Genomic DNA, 20,742 nt, shown 5'->3' on the forward strand with positions numbered 1-20,742 from the left:
AAATGGTTGGCACCGAAATCTTCTAGTGTGAATAAGTTAATGTCGATAGGTTAATTCATCAATCAAGGAGGAAATGGAATGCGGTGGCTTAAAAAAGGTTTTTTAGTTAGTGGTATTGCTTTGTTGCTCCTGTCATTGGCGGCGTGTAATAAAGCTGAGCTCGAAAAAGTCAAAGTTGGAGAAGTAACACGCTCGATTTTCTATGCACCGCAATACGTAGCACTTGAAAAAGGTTTTTTCGAAGATGAAGGGCTTTCGGTTGAACTTCAAACTATAGCAGGTGGCGATAAGACCATGACAGCGTTACTGTCTGATGGCATTGATATTGCCTTAGTTGGCTCGGAAACATCTATATATGTTACAGCGCAAGGCTCAAATGATCCGATTCAAAACTTTGCACAATTAACACAAACAGATGGCACATTTTTAGTTGCGCGTGAAAAGATGGAGAATTTTTCATGGGAGGATTTAAAAGGATCTACATTCCTAGGACAGCGTAAAGGTGGAATGCCACAAATGGCTGGCGAGTTTGTATTGAGAAAACATGGTATTGACCCAACAAAAGATTTAACACTTATTCAAAACATTGATTTTGCTAATATTTCTACAGCATTTGCCTCTGGAACTGGAGATTTTGTTCAGTTATTTGAACCAACTGCTAGCGTATTTGAAAAAGAAGGGAAAGGCTATATTGTCGCTTCATTTGGCACTGAATCAGGCCATTTACCATATACCTCTTTTATGGCGAAAAACAGTTATTTAGACAATGATGCCAAAACAGTCCAAAGCTTTACAAACGCGTTAAAACGGGCGCAAGATTTTGTGCAAGAGAAAAGTGCGGCAGAAGTAGCGAAAATTATTCAGCCCTATTTTGAAAATGTTGATGTAGCTTTAATTGAGACGGTTGTTGAGCGCTATAAATCGCAAGGCTCATATGCAACTGATCCAATTTTAGATGAAGAAGAATGGGCTAACCTACAAACGATCATGGAGGAAGCAGGTGAACTTCCTCAACGTGTCGATTATGAAGAGCTTGTTAATACGACGTTTGCTAAAAAGGCTGCGGAGTAATGGGATTTTTAGAGCTCGAACATATTCACCATAGCTATTTTTCAAATACACAAGCAAAGGAAGTTTTACGTGATATTAGCTTAACCATACGAGAAGGAGAGTTTGTCTCTTTTATCGGGCCAAGTGGCTGTGGAAAAACGACCCTATTGTCAATAATAGCTGGATTATTTCCCTCCACGGAAGGGAAGGTATTCATTGACAAAGAAGAAATTTCACCCCATAATCAGTCACTCATTGGCTATATGCTCCAACAAGATTATTTATTTCCGTGGAAAACTATAGAAGAGAATGTCACAATTGGTTTGAAAATAATGGAACGTGATAAAAAATCGCATAAGGTAACAGCGAATGCACTGTTGCAAGAGATTGGATTGCCGCATGTTGGAGGTTATTATCCGAGAGAATTATCGGGAGGAATGCGTCAACGAGTAGCCTTGGCAAGAACACTAGCAGTTAATCCTAAAATCTTATTGTTGGATGAACCATTTTCTGCGCTTGATTATCAATCAAAATTAAAGCTTGAGGATTTAGTCGTGGAAACATTAAAGGCCTATCATAAAACGGCAATCCTTGTAACGCATGATATTGGAGAAGCTATTGCAATGAGTGAACGTGTATTTCTCTTGTCAGCAAACCCAGGTACTTTGCATAAAGAGTTTGAAATACCGGAGGAGTTACAGGCATTATCACCTTTTGATGTAAGACAACATCCGGCATATTCAGAAGTATTCCAAACGATTTGGAAGGAGCTGGAGAGCCTTGGATAACACGTTATTTAAACAATATCAGCAATTGCTTAAGAAGGAAAAACGTTTCGTTCGCTTATATCAGCTCATCATCTTATTACTCTTTTTCGGCGGATGGGAGTTATTTTCGAGACTTGAGTGGATTGATCGCTTAATTTTTAGTTCACCAACACGTGTATGGCACACATTTATAGAAAAAGTGAGTGATGGTTCGTTAACATTACATGTCAGTGTGACCCTTATGGAGACGATTATTGGATTTATTGCGGGTACTTTACTGGGTACTTTAATTGCAACGTTACTCTGGTGGTCACCAATGCTATCCAAGGTACTTGATCCTTATTTAGTAATTTTAAACGCGATGCCAAAAGTGGCACTCGGGCCAATTCTGATTGTCGCGCTCGGTCCAGGATATATTTCAATTATTGCCATGGGTGCACTGATATCGATTATTATTACAACGATTGTCGTATATACTGCCTTTAAGGGAGTTGACCCGAATTATAGCAAAGTTTTGCAAACATTCGGAGCAACTAGATGGCAAACATTTAAAGAGGTTATTTTGCCAGCATCATTTCCAACTATTATTTCAACATTGAAGGTCAATGTTGGATTATCATGGGTCGGAGTGATTGTAGGTGAGTTTCTAGTGGCGTCGAAAGGACTTGGCTATTTAATCATTTATGGCTTCCAAGTATTTAACTTTAATCTTGTGCTAATGTCGCTGCTCATTATCGCTTTTTTTGCGACAATTATGTATCAAGTTGTCGAATTGATTGAAAGGACGATTATAAAAAATAATGGTTAATCAACAAAGGAGATGTCTCAAATAATTTTTGAGACATCTCCTTCGGTATTGCTAATAGACATTAAAATTCTTTATCCATATGTGGAGACGTACGATAGAAACGGAAGTTGCCCGTTTCGATTCGTGTCACTGTATTTTGCTTAATACGATCATGGCAGGTGTCGCACATATACGTGTGAATCGGCCGATTGCGTAATTTTTTTGCTAACGGTAAATCATCATCTAATTGGTTAATAGTATCGCAAATGACACATTTTACGCGCATAGCATACCCTCCCTATTCTGCACGAATGGCTAACACTTTTTTAATAGGATTGTCTACATTTGAACCGTCTCCGAACAACACATGAACAGGTCCATCTTCGCTTAATGGCTTACCATCTTGGCTATATTTAAAAATAAGCGTATTTGCCTGTTCGAGCGTAAAAGGATGCTCTTTGCCATCTTGACATTCAATGATGATTTTTGTCGCTTCTGGCTGTACTTCAGCATTTTTTAAGAAGTGGCTTAATTCGATTCCGAAAGTACCAGTTTCCATTCCTTTACGGTCGAATTTTCGCTCTGATTTTAACGTTGGTGGGAAAGTAGCACCTTCCATAATCTCACGAGACCAGTGAGCACCAACTTCACGCATATATTTTGTATCTGCATCTTCCTCATCTTCTTTTGTGTGGAAGTATGTGTTTAAGTCTAGTTTACGGTCATCGAAAATCCAAACAGTTGGATCTAATGTTAGTTGATATGAAACTGCACCCTTGATAGGAATAATTGTTTCCATATTAGAAATCCTCCTCAAATCTTGTATATCCATGAAATAGTATAACGCTAAAGACAGGAGATAATAAAGAAATATAATTCGATTTGTCTTTTTACTACGAAGACACTTGCATTTTTAACGACTAAAAGATAAACTTTATTAAGATAGAATCGAAGAAATATCAGATAATGGGGGCGTCCTCATGGATACGAAATCACAAACTTCTTTTCAAGAGAAGGCTTTGGAGCTTTTAGTTGCTGATGCTGATAAAATTGCTCGCCTCATTCGAGTACAAATGGATCATTTAACAATGCCACAATGTCCTTTATATGAAGAAGTATTAGATACACAAATGTTCGGCCTTTCACGTGAAATTGACTTTGCTGTGAAGCTTGGACTCATTGAACGCGAAAAAGGCAAAGAAATTCTCGATTCACTCGAGAAAGAACTTTCTGTACTACATGACGCGTATACAGACAAATAAAAAGAAAAAACTCAAACGCTCCTTGCGATTTGAGTTTTTTTTCTAGAACGAGGTTTTCACAATGAAACAATATTTAAAACGGTATGCACAAAATTTTGATTATCCATTATTTTTTACGTTCTTATTGTTAAGTTTATTTGGCTTAGTGATGATTTATAGTTCAAGTCTAATGGTGGCAATTGTACAAAGAGGAGAAGCACCTGATTATTTTTATCAAAAACAAGTGATAAATTTAACTGTAGCATTTCTTGGGTTTTTGGTGGCAGCATTTTTCCCCTATAAGCATTACGCCAATAAAAATATAATGCTGCTACTTACGATTGTGTTAGTTGTGCTATTTACTTGGGTAAAAGTAGCTGGTAATGGTGCAGAGGAAGTAGGTTCTAAGAGTTGGATTTCCGTGCCAGGACTAGGGAATTTTCAGCCTTCTGAATATGCAAAACTATTTATAATTTTATATTTTGCCGCTGCTTTCTATCGAAAGGGGCAAAAGTATACGTTAGAAAAATTACAACCTACGGAAATTTTTTATCCAATATTTCTTTGGATACTTGTTGTAGCAGGCGTAGCCTTTGAAACCGATTTAGGGGCAGTCATTATTCTTTGTGGTATTGCTATTTCTGTTGTGGCGGCGAGTGGTATTCCTTTTAAAACGTTCTGGAAATTTTTCGGTGTGTTAGGGGCATTTGGTACAGCCATTTTGGGGATGCTCTGGCTATTTAAAGGGGAGCTGTTAACAGGAAATCGTAAAGGACGTATTCAATCCTATATAAATCCGTTCGATTATGAAGATGGTGTAGGACATCAGGTTGTGAATAGCTACTATGCTATTGGTGGAGGCGGTTTAGAAGGTAGAGGTCTCGGTCAATCGATTCAAAAATTAGGTTATTTACCTGAACCACAGACCGATTTTATTATGGCGATTATTATGGAAGAACTCGGTATTTGGGGGGTACTTATCGTTTTAGGTGGTTTAGGGTTTATTGTATATAAAGGATTTTCCATTGCATTGCGTACGAAAGATCCGCTAGCACGCATGATTGCGGCGGGGATAGCGAGCTGGATTGCATGGCAGACGTTTATTAATCTTGGGGGTGTAACAGGGATAATCCCGTTAACCGGTGTAACGCTACCTTTTATTAGTTATGGCGGGACATCTATAATTTTGCTATCTTTAGCTATGGGGATATTGGTGAATGTTTCCATGTTTGAAAAGGTAGAAAGAAAAAATGCACAATCATAAGGGGGATACCAATGGAATCAATCAAGAAAATTCTTGTAGCAAACAGGGGAGAAATTGCAATTCGTATTTTCCGTGCTTGTACGGAGCTGAATATTAGCACTGTGGCTATTTATTCGCGTGAAGATAGCGGGGCATTCCATCGCTATAAAGCGGACGAGGCATATTTAGTCGGTGCTGGCAAGAAACCAATCGATGCTTATTTAGATATCGAAGGCATCATTACGATTGCCAAAGATGCAGACGTTGATGCGATTCATCCAGGTTATGGCTTTTTATCTGAAAACGTAGACTTTGCACGTCGCTGTGAAGAAGAAGGTATTCTCTTTATCGGGCCAACTTCCCAGCACCTCGATATGTTTGGCGATAAAGTGAAGGCGCGTGAACAGGCTGTGCGTGCAGATATTCCTGTGATTCCTGGGACAGATGGTCCAGTGGCTTCTGTCGATGAAGTTCTCGCATTTGGTGAGCAATATGGGTATCCACTAATGATTAAAGCGTCCTTAGGTGGCGGTGGACGTGGCATGCGTGTTGTCCATACGAAGGACGAGGCAACGTCAGCGTATGAACGTGCCAAATCAGAAGCTAAAGCAGCCTTTGGTTCTGACGAAGTATATGTAGAAAAATGTATTTTACAACCTAAACATATTGAAGTGCAAATAATCGGAGACAAGGAAGGCAATATCGTGCATTTATATGAACGAGATTGTTCCATCCAGCGTCGCCATCAAAAAGTAGTTGAAATCGCTCCATCGCATTCCATTTCAGAAAATTTAAGAAACCGAATTTGCGATGCGGCTGTGAAACTGATGAAAAATGTCTCGTACATAAATGCAGGGACAGTCGAATTTTTAGTCGCGGGAGAAGATTTTTACTTCATCGAGGTCAATCCTCGTATTCAAGTTGAGCATACCATTACAGAAATGATTACAGGCATTGACATTGTGCATGCGCAAATCAAGGTAGCAGCGGGCTATGGCTTACATAGCGAGGAAATTCATATGCCTGAGCAGGCAGCTATACCGTTGTTTGGTTATGCGATTCAAGCCCGTGTTACGACAGAAGATCCTGCGAATGACTTTATGCCGGATACAGGAAAGCTGATGGTATATCGTTCAAGTGGTGGCTTTGGCGTACGATTAGATGCCGGCAATGGCTTCCAAGGGGCTGTTGTCACTCCGTATTACGATTCCTTACTTGTGAAAATTTCAACATCCGGCATGACGTTTAAAGAAGCCGCTGCGAAGATGGACCGCAATTTAAAGGAATTCCGTATTCGTGGTGTGAAAACGAATATTCCGTTTTTAAATAATGTGGTGACACATGAAAAATTTATCTCAGGTGCGTTTGATACAAGTTTTATTGATACAACGCCTGAATTATTTAACTTCCCTGTGCGTCAAGACCGCGGGACGAAATTATTAAGCTATATTGGAAATGTTACATTAAATGGTTTCCCAGGGGTGGAAAAGAAGGCTAAACCTATTTTCACACAACCTATTAAACCATTAGTAGACTTGCATGGACAGCCTTTATCTGGCACGAAACAAATTTTAGAGACGCAAGGTGCAGATGGGCTTGTGAAATGGATTCTTGAGCAGGACGATGTGCTGTTAACCGATACAACGTTCCGTGATGCGCATCAATCCTTACTGGCGACACGTGTGCGTTCGCAGGATATGTTCCAAATTGCGGATGAAACAGCGCGCATGATGCATAATTTCTTCTCCCTTGAAATGTGGGGTGGGGCTACGTTTGACGTGGCATATCGTTTTTTAAAAGAAGATCCGTGGGAGCGCTTAGCCAAACTACGAGCACAAGTACCGAATGTGTTATTCCAAATGTTATTGCGTGGGGCAAATGCGGTTGGCTACACGAACTATCCAGACAATTTAATCCGTGAGTTTATTGCAGAATCGGCCGCTTCAGGCATTGATGTGTTCCGTATTTTCGATAGCTTGAACTGGGTGAAAGGCATGGAAGTGGCTATTGATGCAGCGCGTGCATCAGGCAAAATTGCCGAAGCCTCAATCTGCTACACTGGGGATATTTTCGACGATGCCCGTGCGAAATACTCGGTGCAATACTACAAAGACATGGCGAAGGAGCTGGAGGCAGCCGGTGCACATATTTTAGCGATTAAAGATATGGCCGGTTTATTGAAGCCAGAAGCTACCTATCGCTTAATTTCGGAGCTAAAAGAGGCGATAAACCTACCTATACATCTGCATACACATGATACAAGTGGCAATGGTATCTATTTATACGCAAAAGCGATTGAAGCTGGGGTGGATATTATCGATACAGCCCTTGGGTCTATGGCTGGTTTGACATCACAACCAAGTGCCAACTCGTTGTACTATGCCATGAAGGGTGGAAAACGTGAGATTCGAGCCGATATCGAGTCGCTGGAAAAGCTATCGTACTACTGGGAAGATGTGCGTAAATGCTATAAAGATTTCGAAAGTGGCATGATTAGTCCACATTCTGAAATTTATGTGCATGAGATGCCGGGCGGTCAGTATAGTAACTTACAGCAACAGGCGAAAGCAGTAGGACTCGGCGACCGCTGGGATGAAGTAAAGCGCATGTATTCCCGTGTGAACCTGTTATTTGGCGACATCGTGAAGGTCACACCGTCGTCCAAAGTAGTCGGCGATATGGCATTATTCATGGTGCAAAATGATTTGGATGAACACAATGTCCTGACAAAGGGCCAACACATTGATTTCCCGGATTCCGTTATTGAGTTCTTCCAAGGCTATTTAGGACAGCCGCATGGCGGTTTCCCACAAGTGCTACAACAAGTTATCTTAAAGGACCGTGAAGCGATTACAGTGCGCCCTGGTGAGCTATTAGAGCCTATAAACTTTGAACAATTAGGTGCAGTACTGGAGGATAAATTACATCGACCGGTTACAAAGCAAGATATTCTCGCTTATGCTCTCTACCCGAAAGTATTTGAGGAGTATGTAAAAACAGTTGCGTCTTTCGGCAATATTTCGGTATTAGACACGCCGACGTTTTTATATGGCTTAAAACTAGGCGAAGAAATTGAAGTAGAAATAGAAAAAGGCAAGACACTCATTGTGAAACTCGTATCGATTGGTGAACCACAGCATGATGGGACGCGGGTCATGTATTTCGAGCTAAACGGACAATCGCGTGAGCTAGTGATTCAAGATATGACCGTTGAAGTAGACGGCAGTATCGCGTTAAAAGCAGACCTAAGCAATCCGAACCAAATAGGGGCGACGATGCCAGGGACGGTGCTGAAAGTGGTTGTATCAAAAGGCAGCCCAGTAAAACGTGGCGACCACCTGCTGATTACCGAAGCCATGAAAATGGAGACGACGGTGCAAGCACCGAAGGATGGGATTGTCAAAGAGGTATACGCTACTGCGGGTGACGCTATTTCAACAGGTGATCTATTAATAGAAATTGAATAATTAATAAAGAAAAAGGTTATTAGACGGCAATTATGCGTACTAATAACCTTTTTTCTTGCTATTTTTTCATGAATTTTATAAAAATTGATTAAGTAATCAAAAAAATAATTAGACAATCAAAAAAAGGTGAATTTATGCTAAATGATAAAAAGTCTTTTATTCAAGAGGCAAGAAAACAGCAACTTATTGAAGCGACAATTATGACATTAGATGATATTGGTTATGTGAAGGCAAGCTTAGCACAAATTGCAAAGCGCGCATCTATTAGTACAGCCCTTATCTCCTATCACTTCGCAGATCGACAAGACTTGATTGACGGAACTTTGCAAGCGCTACTTGAACAATCTGCAACATATATTTTAACGAAAACTTTCGAATCTAATGAGCCGATTACACAACTAGCTCGTTTTATCGAAGCGAGTATTGCTTATCAAGCAACGCATCCTAAGCACAATGTGGCCTTGCTAGAAATTGTATTTAATGCACGCACAAAATGGCGTGCCGTATTATAAGCTACCAGATGATGGAGATGATCCATTGCTAGCAGCGTTGTGTAGCGTGTTAGAGGCTGGTAAAATACAAGGAGATTTTAAAATTAGTTCTGTTGATGTGATTGCGAAAATGATTCAAGGTGCAATAGGTGAATATATGTCAATTGGGGGGACGCTAGCGATAGATGCAAAGCAGTACAGTGAAGAAGTAATTGAAATTATTAGAACAGCAATGAAAGTAGAGGGAGCGATACATGCTTAAAGGTTTATTTAACTGGATGCTAATTATTGGCTTAATATTATTAGCGGGGCGTATTATTACAGCAATTTGTCGATTTTTTGACATACCATTTACTACATTGTTTACTGATTTTGCACTTATATCATTTGTCATTTTGATTGTAGGTGCACTTGGCTCGGAAGTAATGAAAAGGCAAATCTAAGCTTAATAATGAAAAAAGATTCGACACGTTTTGTGTCGAGTTTTTTTAAAAAATAGAAGGGTCTACATGAAGCCGTTGATTTCCGTTACGGCGGTCGTTTTTCGCGGGCAAGGCTTCAGTCTCCTCGTCGCTACGCTCCTGCGGGGCCTTTAGCTCATGCTATTCCCGCAGAAGTCGCCGCCTGCGCTCCAATCGACTCATGTACGTAATGATAGGCAATCAAGTATTGAACCTATTGTTCTTAAAATGACGTTTATTCAATATGTATTTAGTATTCGTTCTATGCGTCAGACGATTAAAGAAATCCAAGGTGCCACTTTTAAATATTTCTGATAAAATTTCAAAAGGTATTCGGAATATGATTATTCCGAATACCTTTTGTGTCGAATCTTTTTTTATAATTATTTCTTTTTCTCATTATAATTACTACGTGCTACTAGCATAATCATATAGCAAAGCAGACCGAATAATAATGAAATGAACAATGAATGCAATAAAGCAACTGTTAGATTTAATCTAGTAAGGACTACTAACATACCAGCTAAAACTTGTAGAATAACAATAATGAAGGCAATTATCCAACCATAGTAAATAACGCGTTGATTTTTGTATTCTTTTATAGCGTGCCATGTTATGTATGTAACCCAAATGAAAATAATGAGTACTGCAAGGCGGTGTCCCATTTGCACCCATTCGTACATGTTGTTTGGCAGTGCAAATGGTGTTTCGTTGTAACAAAATGGCCAATCAGGACATATCAGACTCGAATCTGTATGGCGTACCAGTGCCCCCGTATAAACGACTAAATAAGAATAAATTGTGACAGCAATCGTATGCCAACGTAACTTTTTGCCAATAAATACGTTATCAGCATCAAATTTTCGATCTACTTCAAATACAATCATAGAAAGAAGGAGAACCGCTGCAAAGGAAATAAGTGAAATCCCAAAATGCAGAGCAAGGATGAAATCACCTTGTCCCCAAAGTACTTGAGCTGCACCGATGAGGGCCTGTGCGATTAAGAAGAACATTGCTAGGATACCTAAAAATTTTACTTCTCGAACATGACCGAGTTTACGCCACGTCCAGATTGTTAAGGCAAGAATTGAAAGTGAAACGACTCCTGTAACAAGACGATGCGAGAATTCAATTAATACTTCTGGTGTTATTTCTTTTGGAATTAGAGAACCATTGCAATCGGGCCAGTTTCGGCCACAGCCTAAGCCACTATCTGTTTTTGTAACGAGTGCGCCTCCAAGTAAAATAAGGAGCATCCCTACAGTAGCAGCAACAGCAAACCACTTCATATACCTGTTGTGTTGCATAAAATGAGTCACCTACTTTATCTATCAACATTACATGAACGTAATGTTTCTGCTACTAGATAATATCTAAAATACGTTTAAAAAACAACTTGTAAAGAGACGGGAGTAATAGATGTCGATTCCATTTCACAAATTGTTCATAATTTCGTGCTTTAACCTTCACAATTCAATTTAGAAAATGTTTTACTATAGATATGTTGTTTTTAATTATATTTCTAGACTAAACTAATTTTTACAACTTCATCTAAATTTCACTAAACGTCTAGAAATCAATCGCAAATTTCGCTATAGTTAGTGTTAGCGGAATATGCTTACAAAAATGAAAGGAGAGGTAACATGTCAAACGGTCGTACACTGACGGCTACTAGAAATACTGAACCAGAAACAACATCTGTTGTAAAAGATTTCTTAGCACTGATTAAAATTGGAATCGTTAACTCGAATCTTGTTACAACGTTTACAGGGATGTGGCTGGCATTTCAGTTTACTGGTAGACACTTCTTGCAAGAGCTTGATGTCATATTTTGCACCATGCTGGGTGCGGCATTAATTATCGGTGGTTCTGGTGCGATGAATAATTTCATCGATCAAGATATTGACCCGATCATGAAACGAACGAAGGCAAGACCGACAGTAACGGGTAGATTCAAACCTAATTTTGTATTGACCATTGCCCTCTCGTTTTTAATTGTAGGTGAAATTTTGTTATTTGCGGCATCATTAGCGGCCGGCATGTGGGGACTATTAGGGATATTTGCTTATGTCGTTCTGTACTCAATGTGGTCAAAAAGGAAGCATGTTAGTAACACGGTTGTAGGCAGTATTTCTGGTGCGATTCCACCAATAATCGGTTTCGCAGCAGTTGAACCAGCACTTGGTTCAGGAGCACTTGCTTTATTCCTTATCATGTTTGCATGGCAACCACCGCATTTTTATGCACTTGCTATGAAACGTACAGAAGAATACCGTGCGGCTAATATTCCCATGCTACCAGTTGTAAAAGGATTTAAACGAACAAAGTACTCAATGATTTTCTGGATTCTTTTATTATTTCCGTTACCGTTCCTTTTACCTGAGCTAGGAAATGGCTTCTTAATACTTGCGACTGCATTGAACTTGGGTTGGGTAATACTAGCTCTTAAGGGCTTTACCACAAAAGATGATATTAAATGGGCAAATAAAATGTTTATTTATTCGTTGAATCATATGACCATTCTATTTGTATCCATCATAATATTTGCGGTATTTAGCTAATTTTAGGAATTCTTTCTTTTCCCTAAAGAATTCATATAGACAGAACCAATGTCCTAGGTACACATGAAAATACAACAAAGAAAGAGGGGTTTAATTAAGCTATGATGAAAGGGCTTAAAAAATGGCGTCTTTTTTCACTTCTAGCAGTGATGATGGTCTTCCTTTCGGGATGTGGTGAAGAATATATTTCTGCACTGAAACCATCTGGTGAAGTAGGTAAAGAGCAATTGAATTTATTACTGTTAACTACGGGGATTATGACGCTAGTAATAGTAGTAGTATCAGTTATCTATTTACTTGCATTCGTTAAGTTCCGTCGTGCTAAAGTCGGAGAAAACGTAATTCCTAAACAAGTAGAAGGAAGTCACACTCTTGAAGTGATTTGGACAGTTATTCCAATAATCTTATTATTAATTATTGCTGTACCAGTTGTTACGGCTACTTATAAATTTGCAGATGTTGCTGCAATGGATGAGGTAGACGAAAACGGTAATAAAACTGCTCTTACAGTAAATGTAACTGCAAAATTATATTGGTGGGAGTTCGAATACCCTAACCAAGGTATCGTAACTGCACAAGAATTAGTTGTACCAACAGGCCAAAAAGTTTACTTTAACTTAAAAGCTGCCGATGTTAAGCACTCATTCTGGATTCCTGCTGTAGGCGGTAAGATGGATACAAACGTAGAAAACTTAAATAAATTCTACCTCGTATTCGATAAAGAATCGAAAGACCTTAAAGACGGCGTATTTTATGGTAAATGTGCTGAGTTATGTGGTCCTTCACATGCATTAATGGACTTTAAAGTAAAATCATTAAGCCCAGAAGCGTTTGATGCTTGGGTGGCTTCAATGAAAGCTACAGAAGGACAAACTGCTGACAAAGCATCTACAGATCTTGGTGAAGCAACATTTGCTAACAGCTGTTTAGCTTGTCATGCTGTATCGGGAGTAGGCGGAACAGGTGGAGTAGGTCCTAACTTAACGACATTTGGTGACCGTAACCGTGTTGCTGGTTTCTTAGAGCACACTGAAGAGAACTTACAAGCATGGATTAAGGATCCTGAACAATACAAACCAGGTAACTTAATGATGAAACCTGATGGTACTGCACCAATCTATGGCGACTTATCTGACGAAGAAATTCAAGCTCTTGCAACTTATATCATGGGCTTATCAGTAGAGAAATAATTTTAAGTTTTTTGTAACAAACTTTGAGGGAGGTAAGAGTTGTGAGCTCATACACACAGAAAAAGGGCTTTGGAGCAGCTATCTGGGACTACATTACAACTGTTGACCATAAAAAGTTAGCAGTAATGTATTTATTAGCAGGTACTTTGTTCTTCGCTATCGCTGGCTTTGAAGCGTTATTAATGCGTATTCAATTAATGAAACCGAATAACGATTTCGTTTCAGCTGGTTTTTTCAATGAATTATTAACAATGCACGGAACGACAATGTTATTCCTAGCTGCGACTCCATTATTATTCGCATTTATGAACATGCTTGTACCATTACAAATTGGTGCACGTGACGTTGCATTCCCATTCCTTAACTCTTTAGGGTTCTGGTTATTCTTCCTAGGTGCTATTTTCCTGCACCTGTCATTCTTCATGGGTGGCGCTCCTGATGCGGGCTGGACATCTTATGCATCATTATCTTTATATTCTCCAGGACATGGTATTGACTTCTATGTACTTGGTTTACAAATTTCAGGGGCAGGTACATTAATTTCTGGTCTTAACTTCATCGTTACGATTATTACAATGCGTGCTCCAGGTATGACGTTCATGCGTATGCCTTTATTCACATGGACAGCACTAGTTTCAAGTGCATTAATCCTATTCGCCTTCCCTCCACTTACAATTGGTTTATTAATGATGTTATTTGACCGTATGTTCGGTGGTAACTTCTTTGACCATACAATGGGTGGTAACACAATTATTTGGGAACACTTATTCTGGATCTTCGGACACCCAGAGGTTTATATCTTAGTATTACCAGCATTTGGTTTATTCTCTGAGATTATTCCAGCATTTTCTCGTAAACGTTTATTCGGATACTCTTCAATGGTATTCGCAACAATCTTAATTGGTTTCTTAGGCTTCATGGTTTGGGCCCATCACATGTTTACAGTTGGTCTTGGGCCAACAGCAAACGCAATCTTCGCTGTTGCTACAATGGCAATTGCCGTTCCAACAGGTATGAAAGTATTCAACTGGATCTTAACTATTTGGGGCGGATCTATTAAAGTTACGACACCAATGCTTTATGCACTTGGTTTCATCCCGTCATTCGTTGCGGGTGGTGTTACAGGGGTAATGCAAGCAGCTGCTCCTCTTGACTATCAATTACACGATTCTTACTTTATCGTTGCTCACTTCCACTACGTAATCGTAGGTGGTATCGTATTAGCTTTATTTGGTTCAGCGCACTTCTACTGGCCAATTTTCTTCAACCGTATGTTAAACGAAACGCTTGGTAAAATTACTTTCTGGGTATTCTTTATCGGTTTCCATTTAACGTTCTTCCTTCAACATTTCTTAGGTTTAATGGGTATGCCACGTCGCGTATTCACTTACATGGAAGGTCAAGGTTGGGATCAGTTCAACTATATTTCTACAATCGGTGCATTGATGATGGGTGTAGGGGTTATCTTAATGGTAATCAACTGCTTAATGTCTATCAAAGGTAAACCAGCAGGTCGCGATCCATGGGGCGATGGACGTACATTAGAGTGGGCTATTCCACAGCCAATTCCATTCTATAACTTCCGTCAAACGCCACTTGTGCGTGGATTAGATCCTTATTGGATTGAAAAACAAGAAGGTAACAAAGAGGGTATGACATATGCTGAGCCACTTGGCGATATTCATATGCCAAACAACTCTGCAATTCCATTCGTTATTTCTTTAGGTATGTTTATCGCAGCATTCGGTGCACTTTATAATCCAGATGCTGATAAGCCATGGTCAATCTATGTATTAATCATTGGTCTTGCAATTACATTTGGTGCAATGATTGTCCGTTCTGTTAAAGACGATCACGGCTTCCACTTACACAAAGAAGATATTATCAAAATTGAAGAACAACTTTATGGCAAAGGAGGAAATAAATAATGGATTTCAATACTAAATTTACTCCTCATACTTGGCCAGATCATCCTGAACAAGCAACGCTAGAAGGTAAAAACAAAGTCGTTGGTTTCTGGATTTTCCTTGCATGTGAAGTTGTACTTTTCGCAAGTTTATTTGCTACTTACTTAGCACTTAAGAACAAAGGGCCAGCTGGCATGGAGTTCACAACACAAGATTTATTTGAATTACCGTTAGCTTTTGCAATGACGATGTTACTATTAACATCATCACTTACATCTGTTTATGCAATTTACCATATGCGTAACTTTAACTATAAAGGTATGCAAACTTGGTTAGCTATCACTTTACTTCTAGGCCTTGGCTTCTTGGCCCTTGAAATTTATGAGTTTTATCACTATGTGCATCTTGGTTTCACTTTTAACCAATCTGCATTCGCCACTGCGTTCTATTCGCTAGTAGGTACACACGGTTTCCACGTAACGTTAGGATTAGTTTGGATTACAACATTACTTATTCGTAACGCTAAACGTGGTCTTAACCTGTACAATGCGCCTAAATTCTTCGTGGCTGCTTTATACTGGCACTTTATCGACGTGGTTTGGGTATTTATCTTTACAGTAGTATACTTGATGGGAGTGATCGGATAATATGTCATCACACGATACACCTGTAGTTGCTAAGTCTCAAGCGCAATACGAATATGATCGTCATCATAATGCCGTTCATATGCGTAAACAAGTAATCAACTTTGCGATCATGATTTTCTTAACATTCATCGCATTCGCAGTTGTTGCAGCTGATTTTTCTAAATACTTAATATTCCCGTTCGTTTTATTGCTTGCTGGTGTTCAAGTTGTTCTTCAACTTTACGCTTTCATGCACTTAGAAGACAAAAAAACTCACTACGGTGGAGTAATTGGCTTCTTCATGTGGGTGGGGATGTTAATCGCATTTACGTTCTTCTTAGCATTCTTAACAATCATTTGGTGGTAAACCAGAAATGCACGTTCTCTACTTTTAGTAGAGACGTGCTTTTTTCGTTGGATACTAGAGAAGACTACGCAATAGAAAATTGTTCACCTTTCGTTCATTGCAGTTCAACTGTATGCGTTTTATAATAGGAGTACTGAAGTTTAAAGGAGTGCGTACTGTATGCCACTTAGTATATTTGGTTTCCAAGCTTTATGGAGCCCGTATTTAATAGGGGTTCTCGTTTTCATAACTATTATCTATTTCTTAGTAACAACGAAATGGCGCAAAGATTTTAAAGTAAGTGAGCCGTTGAAAAAAGGAGAGGCAATATACTTCTTATTGGCAATGGTAACGATCTATATTATTAAAGGATCTCCAATCGATTTAATGGCACATATTATGTTTACAATGCATATGGTGCAAATGGCTATATTACTATTACTTGTGCCGATCTTCATTATTAAAGGAATTCCTTGGTGGGTATGGAAGGTAGTTATTGAGGCACCAGTTGTAAAACCTTTATTTAGAGTTTTAACTTTACCGGTCGTTGCGACAATTGTATTTATCGGTCTATTTTCTTTTTATCATTTGCCTTCAGTCTTAGACTACATTAAATTAAATGAGACTTTACATAGTACATACACTTTTGTATTATTTATTTCTTCGGGTTTAATGTACTGGCCAATAATTCAACAAATGCCAGAAAGTTCTCAAATGAAGCCTTTGTATAAGTTAGCTTACATTATTGCAAACGCAGTATTAATTACACCTGCATGTGCTTTAATTATTTTTGCTCCCAATGCGATGTATGAAACGTATACAAATGGTGATGCTTGGTTAAAAGCAATGGAGCTTTGTGTACCGGCTTCTACATTATCTGGCTTGTCTTTATCGGGACCAGAGCTATTTACAGATATGAAACCTGTTGCGGATCAACAACTTGGCGGCGTACTTATGAAAATACTGCAAGAGCTTATCTTTGGTGTTTTAATCGCTTCTATTTTTACAAAATGGTATCGCTCAGAACAAAAAGATCCCGATAAAATTACTGCAGATGCCTTAAAGGCGCACCAACAGAAATGGGAAAGCGAACATCAACATCAGCTATAAAAGAGAAATTTACATTGTATAAGGAGTTTTGTGCATGGAAATACAAATGTTGCCTACTATTAGTACGTCATTTATCGTCATTAGTGCTGTATTAGTAGCAATTGGTTGGGGCTTAATCATGAAGGGGAAGGTAGAGGCACATAAAAAAGTAATGTTAGCTGCTGGTGCTGCTGCACTTATTTTCTTTATCATTTATGCTTCACGTACAATCTTTATTGGAAATACTGCGTTTGGTGGCGGTGAGGATTTAAAACCGTATTACACATTCTTTTTAATATTCCATATTACTCTTGCGACAGTGGGAGCAGTATTCGGTATTGTAAGTATTATTTCAGGTTTGAAAACAAAGATTAAGCTTCACCGTCGAATCGGACCTATTACAAGTATTATTTGGTTCTTCGTAGCCATTACAGGTGTAATGGTGTACATGTTATTGTATATCCTGTTTGAACCAGGTGAAACAACGTCAGTTATTAAAGCAATTTTAGGGTTTTAACATATAAATCTCCCTCCTTACTCTTGAGAAGGAGGGAGATTTTTTATATCGTTTTGGTTAAAAAGAGAAAGGACAACGACAACGAGTAAAGGTCCGATTAAAATGCCGAGAAACCCAAAAACTTTAAAACCGATAAACATTGCGACAAACGTGGAAAGGGAAGATAGCCCAATCTTATCGCCAATAATTTTTGGTTCAATCATTCGACGCACTAAAAAAAGTACGATTGTAAGAACAAGTAAGGAGACGGCAAATACATATTGTCCTGTTAGTGCTTTGTAAATGGCCCATGGTATTAGTAATATAAATGAGTCTAGAAATGGAATGACATCTAATAACACAAGTAACAGTGCTAAAATTAAAGGAAAAGGCGTTTTTAATAAAAAAAAGGCTGCTAAAGCTATTGTAAAAATACAAATACCGACAAGGAATTGAGCCTTCACAAATCCAAATAAAGCAACCTTGACCCGCTGGCCAATAAATAGTATTTTTTGGTGATGATGAAAAGGAATGGGGGCTAATATTTTTTGATTAATAGATGGTAATTCTAACAGTAGCATATAGAGAACTATCCAATAAACGAATATATCAAACAAACGTGAAGATAGATGTGTAATTAACGATGACCAAACATTCAAGTTTGTTAAAGAAAAAGCAAATTTTTCAATGGATGCTAGTGAACGTGTGATGAAGAGTTGAATTTGTGTAACAAGTTCTAAAGGCAAATGATATGTGTAATTGGCTAGCTTTGATTGAATTTGAATCCAAAGTGCAGACAATTGGTTGAGGTAGTCTGGTATATGGAGTAAAAAAGATGAAAATTGTTTCCAACTAATAAATGCAGCAAGAATACATAAGATAAGTGTTAAGAAAAAAAACAACAAAAAGAAAATGGAAACGACAATTTTTCTCTTTTTTCGAAAACGTTTGCTGATACGGATAATGACAGGTTCTAACAGTAGTGCCGTAACGTAGGCAAGTAGGACTGGTAAAGATAAGGATATGAACCACAGTATAATAATTCCGATAGCAATGATGATTATTGGATGGCGAAAAAAGGGCCTTTTGAAAAATTGTATCATTAACTTCACCTACATCATTTGAAAGATATCGTTAGTATGAGGAGAAAAAATTATTTTACTCAAAATAAAAAAGACTGGACCACCAGTCTTTTCAAAGCTTATAGGCATTACACGCAAGGCCAACCTAAAGTTAGTATACCATCTACTATGCTGTCATTAAAAACATAGTTTGCTGATTGCTACTATTTGCCGACATACGTGCTAAATGTTTTGTATATTCTATTATTACATTAGACGCGAACTTCATAAGCTTCAAGATCTAATCTTACTTTTTTTAAGATCTCATCACATTTTTTAACAAGGTGCGCTGGGAAAATTTCATCTTCCCCATACTCTACACCATGTGGATAGTAATATTTACCAAGTGCTGGCTTCATTAAAGTTAGAACTGCATCGTGTGCTCCAACATCACCAGATTTAGCATATGCGAATACGCGTAGGTAGTAACGACCTTCACGAGTATCGAAACGACGATCAAAAGTCATACGTTCATAATCCCAGCCACCGTCACATTCAAGACCGTTCTTATTCATAACGCTTTCAATTAGTTCTTGGTCAGCTGTTAAATTTTCAAGGTTAGTATTTTCAAAATACATCTAATAATCCTCCTTTAGCTTTTCGTACAAAGTATACGCTCATTTTTATAATAGAGCATATTCGACATTGTTGCAATGACAACATTGTGTCAACACGATTACAATTGATATAATAAATTACAATAATGGTGATGGAAAGGGGTCAAGTATGAAAGCTTTATTTCGCATTTTAATTGTATGTGCAGCAATTGCGTTTATCGGCTTTATGTTCTTTAATACTGCACGGGAAAATGAACCACTAGAAGGCCCAAATGCTAAGTCTAATGTTATTCCAAAGACAGAGCTGAAGCAGCCAGAGATGGGGGCAATGGCCCGTCCGAAAAGTGGTATGTCAACACTTATCGGACAGGAAACACGAGTAGTATTGGAACAACATGGTGAACCAGCAAGAAAAGAGCCATCATCATATGGTTATGAATGGTGGGTTTATAAGACAAGCGTTTCCTCATTTTTTATGGTTGGTGTGCAAAATAATATTGTGACACAAGTATACATAGCAGGTGATAAACTAGATGCAGCACCATTTAAAATTGGTCAGAAGCGTGATGAAATTTATCGAATGACAATTATTGATTATGAAGTGGCTGCCAATGTTGGTGAAAATATTTTCGTTTTCTCGATGAGTGAGGAAGATATGCAGACACGATTGCTTGTGAAGTTTGATGGGCTTTTTGCACAGCTCTATATAGATGGAGAAACAGGTGAATTACAAGGTGTACGCTTTACAGATAGCGAGACGCTCGTACTACATCAACCGTATGAAATGATTTACCAAGGTGAGCTAGTCATACCAACTCCACCATCCTCGTTTTTACAGCAAGATATTAACTTGGCAAGTGCAGCCCAGCTAGATGATTTAATAAATGTAACAAGAGTTCATCATGATTTAGCACCAGTAGAAATGGATGATGCATTAGATGAAGTAGCGAGAAAGCATAGTGAAGATATGAAGGTGCAAAATTTTCTCTCACATGAATCACCAACAAATGGTGATTTGAAGAAGCGGTTAGAGGCATATGAAATTGCCTATAATGAAGCGAATGAAAATCTAGCAACTGCTTATTTCGACGCCATTGAGGCGATGCATGGTTGGCTCAATTCTCCTGAACATCGTAAAGTAATCTTAAACGATAAATATTCGCTTGTCGGATCGGGCGTTTTTTTAAATTACTATACACAAATTTTTATCGAACCGACTGAGCACAGTATGGACAGTGAGCTAGAGGATAGCGAAGAACCAGAAGATAATGCAGACGAAACTTCAGATCAAACAATTCAATAATGAAAAATTGGTTGTTTTACGTATAAGACAGCCTCTCAG

22 protein-coding genes are annotated in these 20,742 nt (G+C 38.5%); 17 read left to right on the plus strand and 5 right to left on the minus strand.

What is annotated here, in order from left to right; genetic code table 11:
• The first annotated feature begins 78 nt into the window (after positions 1 to 78).
• The 3 genes from H131_RS06460 to H131_RS06470 are packed head-to-tail and all read left to right on the plus strand — an operon-like array spanning position 79 to position 2,625.
• Positions 79 to 1,071, plus strand: a complete 993-nt coding sequence (locus tag H131_RS06460; protein ID WP_010858283.1) for an ABC transporter substrate-binding protein — start codon at positions 79 to 81, stop codon at positions 1,069 to 1,071.
• Positions 1,071 to 1,838 (plus strand): ABC transporter ATP-binding protein, encoded by a 768-nt coding sequence (locus H131_RS06465; protein WP_010858284.1) that lies wholly within the window; start codon positions 1,071 to 1,073, stop codon positions 1,836 to 1,838. Before H131_RS06460 ends, H131_RS06465 begins: the two co-directional genes overlap by 1 nt.
• Positions 1,831 to 2,625, plus strand: coding sequence for an ABC transporter permease (locus tag H131_RS06470; RefSeq protein WP_010858285.1), 795 nt, complete (start codon positions 1,831 to 1,833; stop codon positions 2,623 to 2,625). The genes H131_RS06465 and H131_RS06470 overlap by 8 nt, the downstream gene beginning before the upstream one ends.
• Before the next feature lie 61 nt (positions 2,626 to 2,686).
• Here H131_RS06470 and H131_RS06475 read toward each other — a convergent pair whose 3' ends face one another.
• Both H131_RS06475 and H131_RS06480 read right to left on the minus strand, forming a co-directional pair.
• On the minus strand, positions 2,687 to 2,890 hold the full coding sequence (locus tag H131_RS06475; RefSeq protein ID WP_010858286.1) for a YlaI family protein: 204 nt from the start codon (positions 2,888 to 2,890) through the stop codon (positions 2,687 to 2,689).
• Between the two features lie 12 nt (positions 2,891 to 2,902).
• Positions 2,903 to 3,403 (minus strand): molybdopterin-binding protein, encoded by a 501-nt coding sequence (locus H131_RS06480; protein ID WP_010858287.1) that lies wholly within the window; start codon positions 3,401 to 3,403, stop codon positions 2,903 to 2,905.
• Between the two features lie 181 nt (positions 3,404 to 3,584).
• Between H131_RS06480 and H131_RS06485 the strand changes: the two genes are divergently transcribed.
• The 6 genes from H131_RS06485 to H131_RS06505 all read left to right on the plus strand — a co-directional run bounded on the left by H131_RS06485 (position 3,585) and on the right by H131_RS06505 (position 9,489).
• Positions 3,585 to 3,866, plus strand: coding sequence for an Fpa/YlaN family protein (locus H131_RS06485; protein WP_004224778.1), 282 nt, complete (start codon positions 3,585 to 3,587; stop codon positions 3,864 to 3,866).
• Between the two features lie 61 nt (positions 3,867 to 3,927).
• On the plus strand, positions 3,928 to 5,109 hold the full coding sequence (locus H131_RS06490; protein ID WP_010858288.1) for an FtsW/RodA/SpoVE family cell cycle protein: 1,182 nt from the start codon (positions 3,928 to 3,930) through the stop codon (positions 5,107 to 5,109).
• A gap of 11 nt (positions 5,110 to 5,120) precedes the next feature.
• The gene (gene pyc / locus H131_RS06495; protein ID WP_010858289.1) at positions 5,121 to 8,555 is read left to right on the plus strand and encodes a pyruvate carboxylase; all 3,435 of its coding nucleotides are present in this window, start codon (positions 5,121 to 5,123) and stop codon (positions 8,553 to 8,555) included.
• A 134-nt stretch (positions 8,556 to 8,689) separates the two neighbouring features.
• Entirely contained in the window at positions 8,690 to 9,067 is a 378-nt protein-coding gene (locus H131_RS25255) for a TetR family transcriptional regulator (protein ID WP_010858290.1), read from the plus strand.
• On the plus strand, positions 9,036 to 9,308 hold the full coding sequence (locus H131_RS25260; protein WP_010858291.1) for a hypothetical protein: 273 nt from the start codon (positions 9,036 to 9,038) through the stop codon (positions 9,306 to 9,308). Before H131_RS25255 ends, H131_RS25260 begins: the two co-directional genes overlap by 32 nt.
• On the plus strand, positions 9,301 to 9,489 hold the full coding sequence (locus H131_RS06505; protein WP_010858292.1) for a hypothetical protein: 189 nt from the start codon (positions 9,301 to 9,303) through the stop codon (positions 9,487 to 9,489). Before H131_RS25260 ends, H131_RS06505 begins: the two co-directional genes overlap by 8 nt.
• A 401-nt stretch (positions 9,490 to 9,890) precedes the next feature.
• Here the strand turns inward: H131_RS06505 and H131_RS06510 are convergent, their stop codons facing one another.
• Positions 9,891 to 10,814, minus strand: coding sequence for a COX15/CtaA family protein (locus H131_RS06510; protein WP_010858294.1), 924 nt, complete (start codon positions 10,812 to 10,814; stop codon positions 9,891 to 9,893).
• 336 nt (positions 10,815 to 11,150) lie between these two features.
• Between H131_RS06510 and cyoE the strand changes: the two genes are divergently transcribed.
• The 7 genes from cyoE (at position 11,151) to H131_RS06545 (ending at position 17,743) form a co-directional block, all read left to right on the plus strand.
• Positions 11,151 to 12,068, plus strand: coding sequence for a heme o synthase (gene cyoE, locus H131_RS06515; RefSeq protein ID WP_010858295.1), 918 nt, complete (start codon positions 11,151 to 11,153; stop codon positions 12,066 to 12,068).
• Between the two features lie 101 nt (positions 12,069 to 12,169).
• Complete coding sequence (gene coxB, locus H131_RS06520; protein WP_010858296.1) at positions 12,170 to 13,258, plus strand: cytochrome c oxidase subunit II; 1,089 nt, start codon at positions 12,170 to 12,172, stop codon at positions 13,256 to 13,258.
• Between the two features lie 41 nt (positions 13,259 to 13,299).
• A complete protein-coding gene (ctaD, locus tag H131_RS06525; protein ID WP_010858297.1) occupies positions 13,300 to 15,186 on the plus strand; it encodes a cytochrome c oxidase subunit I in 1,887 nt (628 codons plus the stop codon).
• On the plus strand, positions 15,186 to 15,812 hold the full coding sequence (locus H131_RS06530; protein WP_010858298.1) for a cytochrome c oxidase subunit 3: 627 nt from the start codon (positions 15,186 to 15,188) through the stop codon (positions 15,810 to 15,812). Before ctaD ends, H131_RS06530 begins: the two co-directional genes overlap by 1 nt.
• Before the next feature lies 1 nt (position 15,813).
• Entirely contained in the window at positions 15,814 to 16,158 is a 345-nt protein-coding gene (locus H131_RS06535; RefSeq protein WP_010858299.1) for a cytochrome C oxidase subunit IV family protein, read from the plus strand.
• Positions 16,159 to 16,317: 159 nt separating this feature from the next.
• A complete protein-coding gene (gene ctaG, locus H131_RS06540) occupies positions 16,318 to 17,247 on the plus strand; it encodes a cytochrome c oxidase assembly factor CtaG (RefSeq protein ID WP_010858300.1) in 930 nt (309 codons plus the stop codon).
• A 34-nt stretch (positions 17,248 to 17,281) separates the two neighbouring features.
• Complete coding sequence (locus H131_RS06545) at positions 17,282 to 17,743, plus strand: DUF420 domain-containing protein (RefSeq protein WP_010858301.1); 462 nt, start codon at positions 17,282 to 17,284, stop codon at positions 17,741 to 17,743.
• Positions 17,744 to 17,760: 17 nt separating this feature from the next.
• Here H131_RS06545 and ytvI read toward each other — a convergent pair whose 3' ends face one another.
• Together ytvI and H131_RS06555 are read right to left on the minus strand one after the other, a co-directional pair.
• Entirely contained in the window at positions 17,761 to 18,825 is a 1,065-nt protein-coding gene (gene ytvI / locus H131_RS06550; protein ID WP_010858302.1) for a sporulation integral membrane protein YtvI, read from the minus strand.
• A 230-nt stretch (positions 18,826 to 19,055) separates the two neighbouring features.
• Positions 19,056 to 19,421 (minus strand): YugN family protein, encoded by a 366-nt coding sequence (locus H131_RS06555; protein ID WP_010858303.1) that lies wholly within the window; start codon positions 19,419 to 19,421, stop codon positions 19,056 to 19,058.
• A gap of 148 nt (positions 19,422 to 19,569) precedes the next feature.
• Between H131_RS06555 and H131_RS06560 the strand changes: the two genes are divergently transcribed.
• Complete coding sequence (locus tag H131_RS06560; protein WP_010858304.1) at positions 19,570 to 20,703, plus strand: CAP domain-containing protein; 1,134 nt, start codon at positions 19,570 to 19,572, stop codon at positions 20,701 to 20,703.
• The last annotated feature ends 39 nt before the right edge of the window (positions 20,704 to 20,742 follow it).

The organism is Lysinibacillus sphaericus OT4b.31, from assembly GCF_000392615.1.
GTDB lineage: Bacteria > Bacillota > Bacilli > Bacillales_A > Planococcaceae > Lysinibacillus > Lysinibacillus sphaericus_B.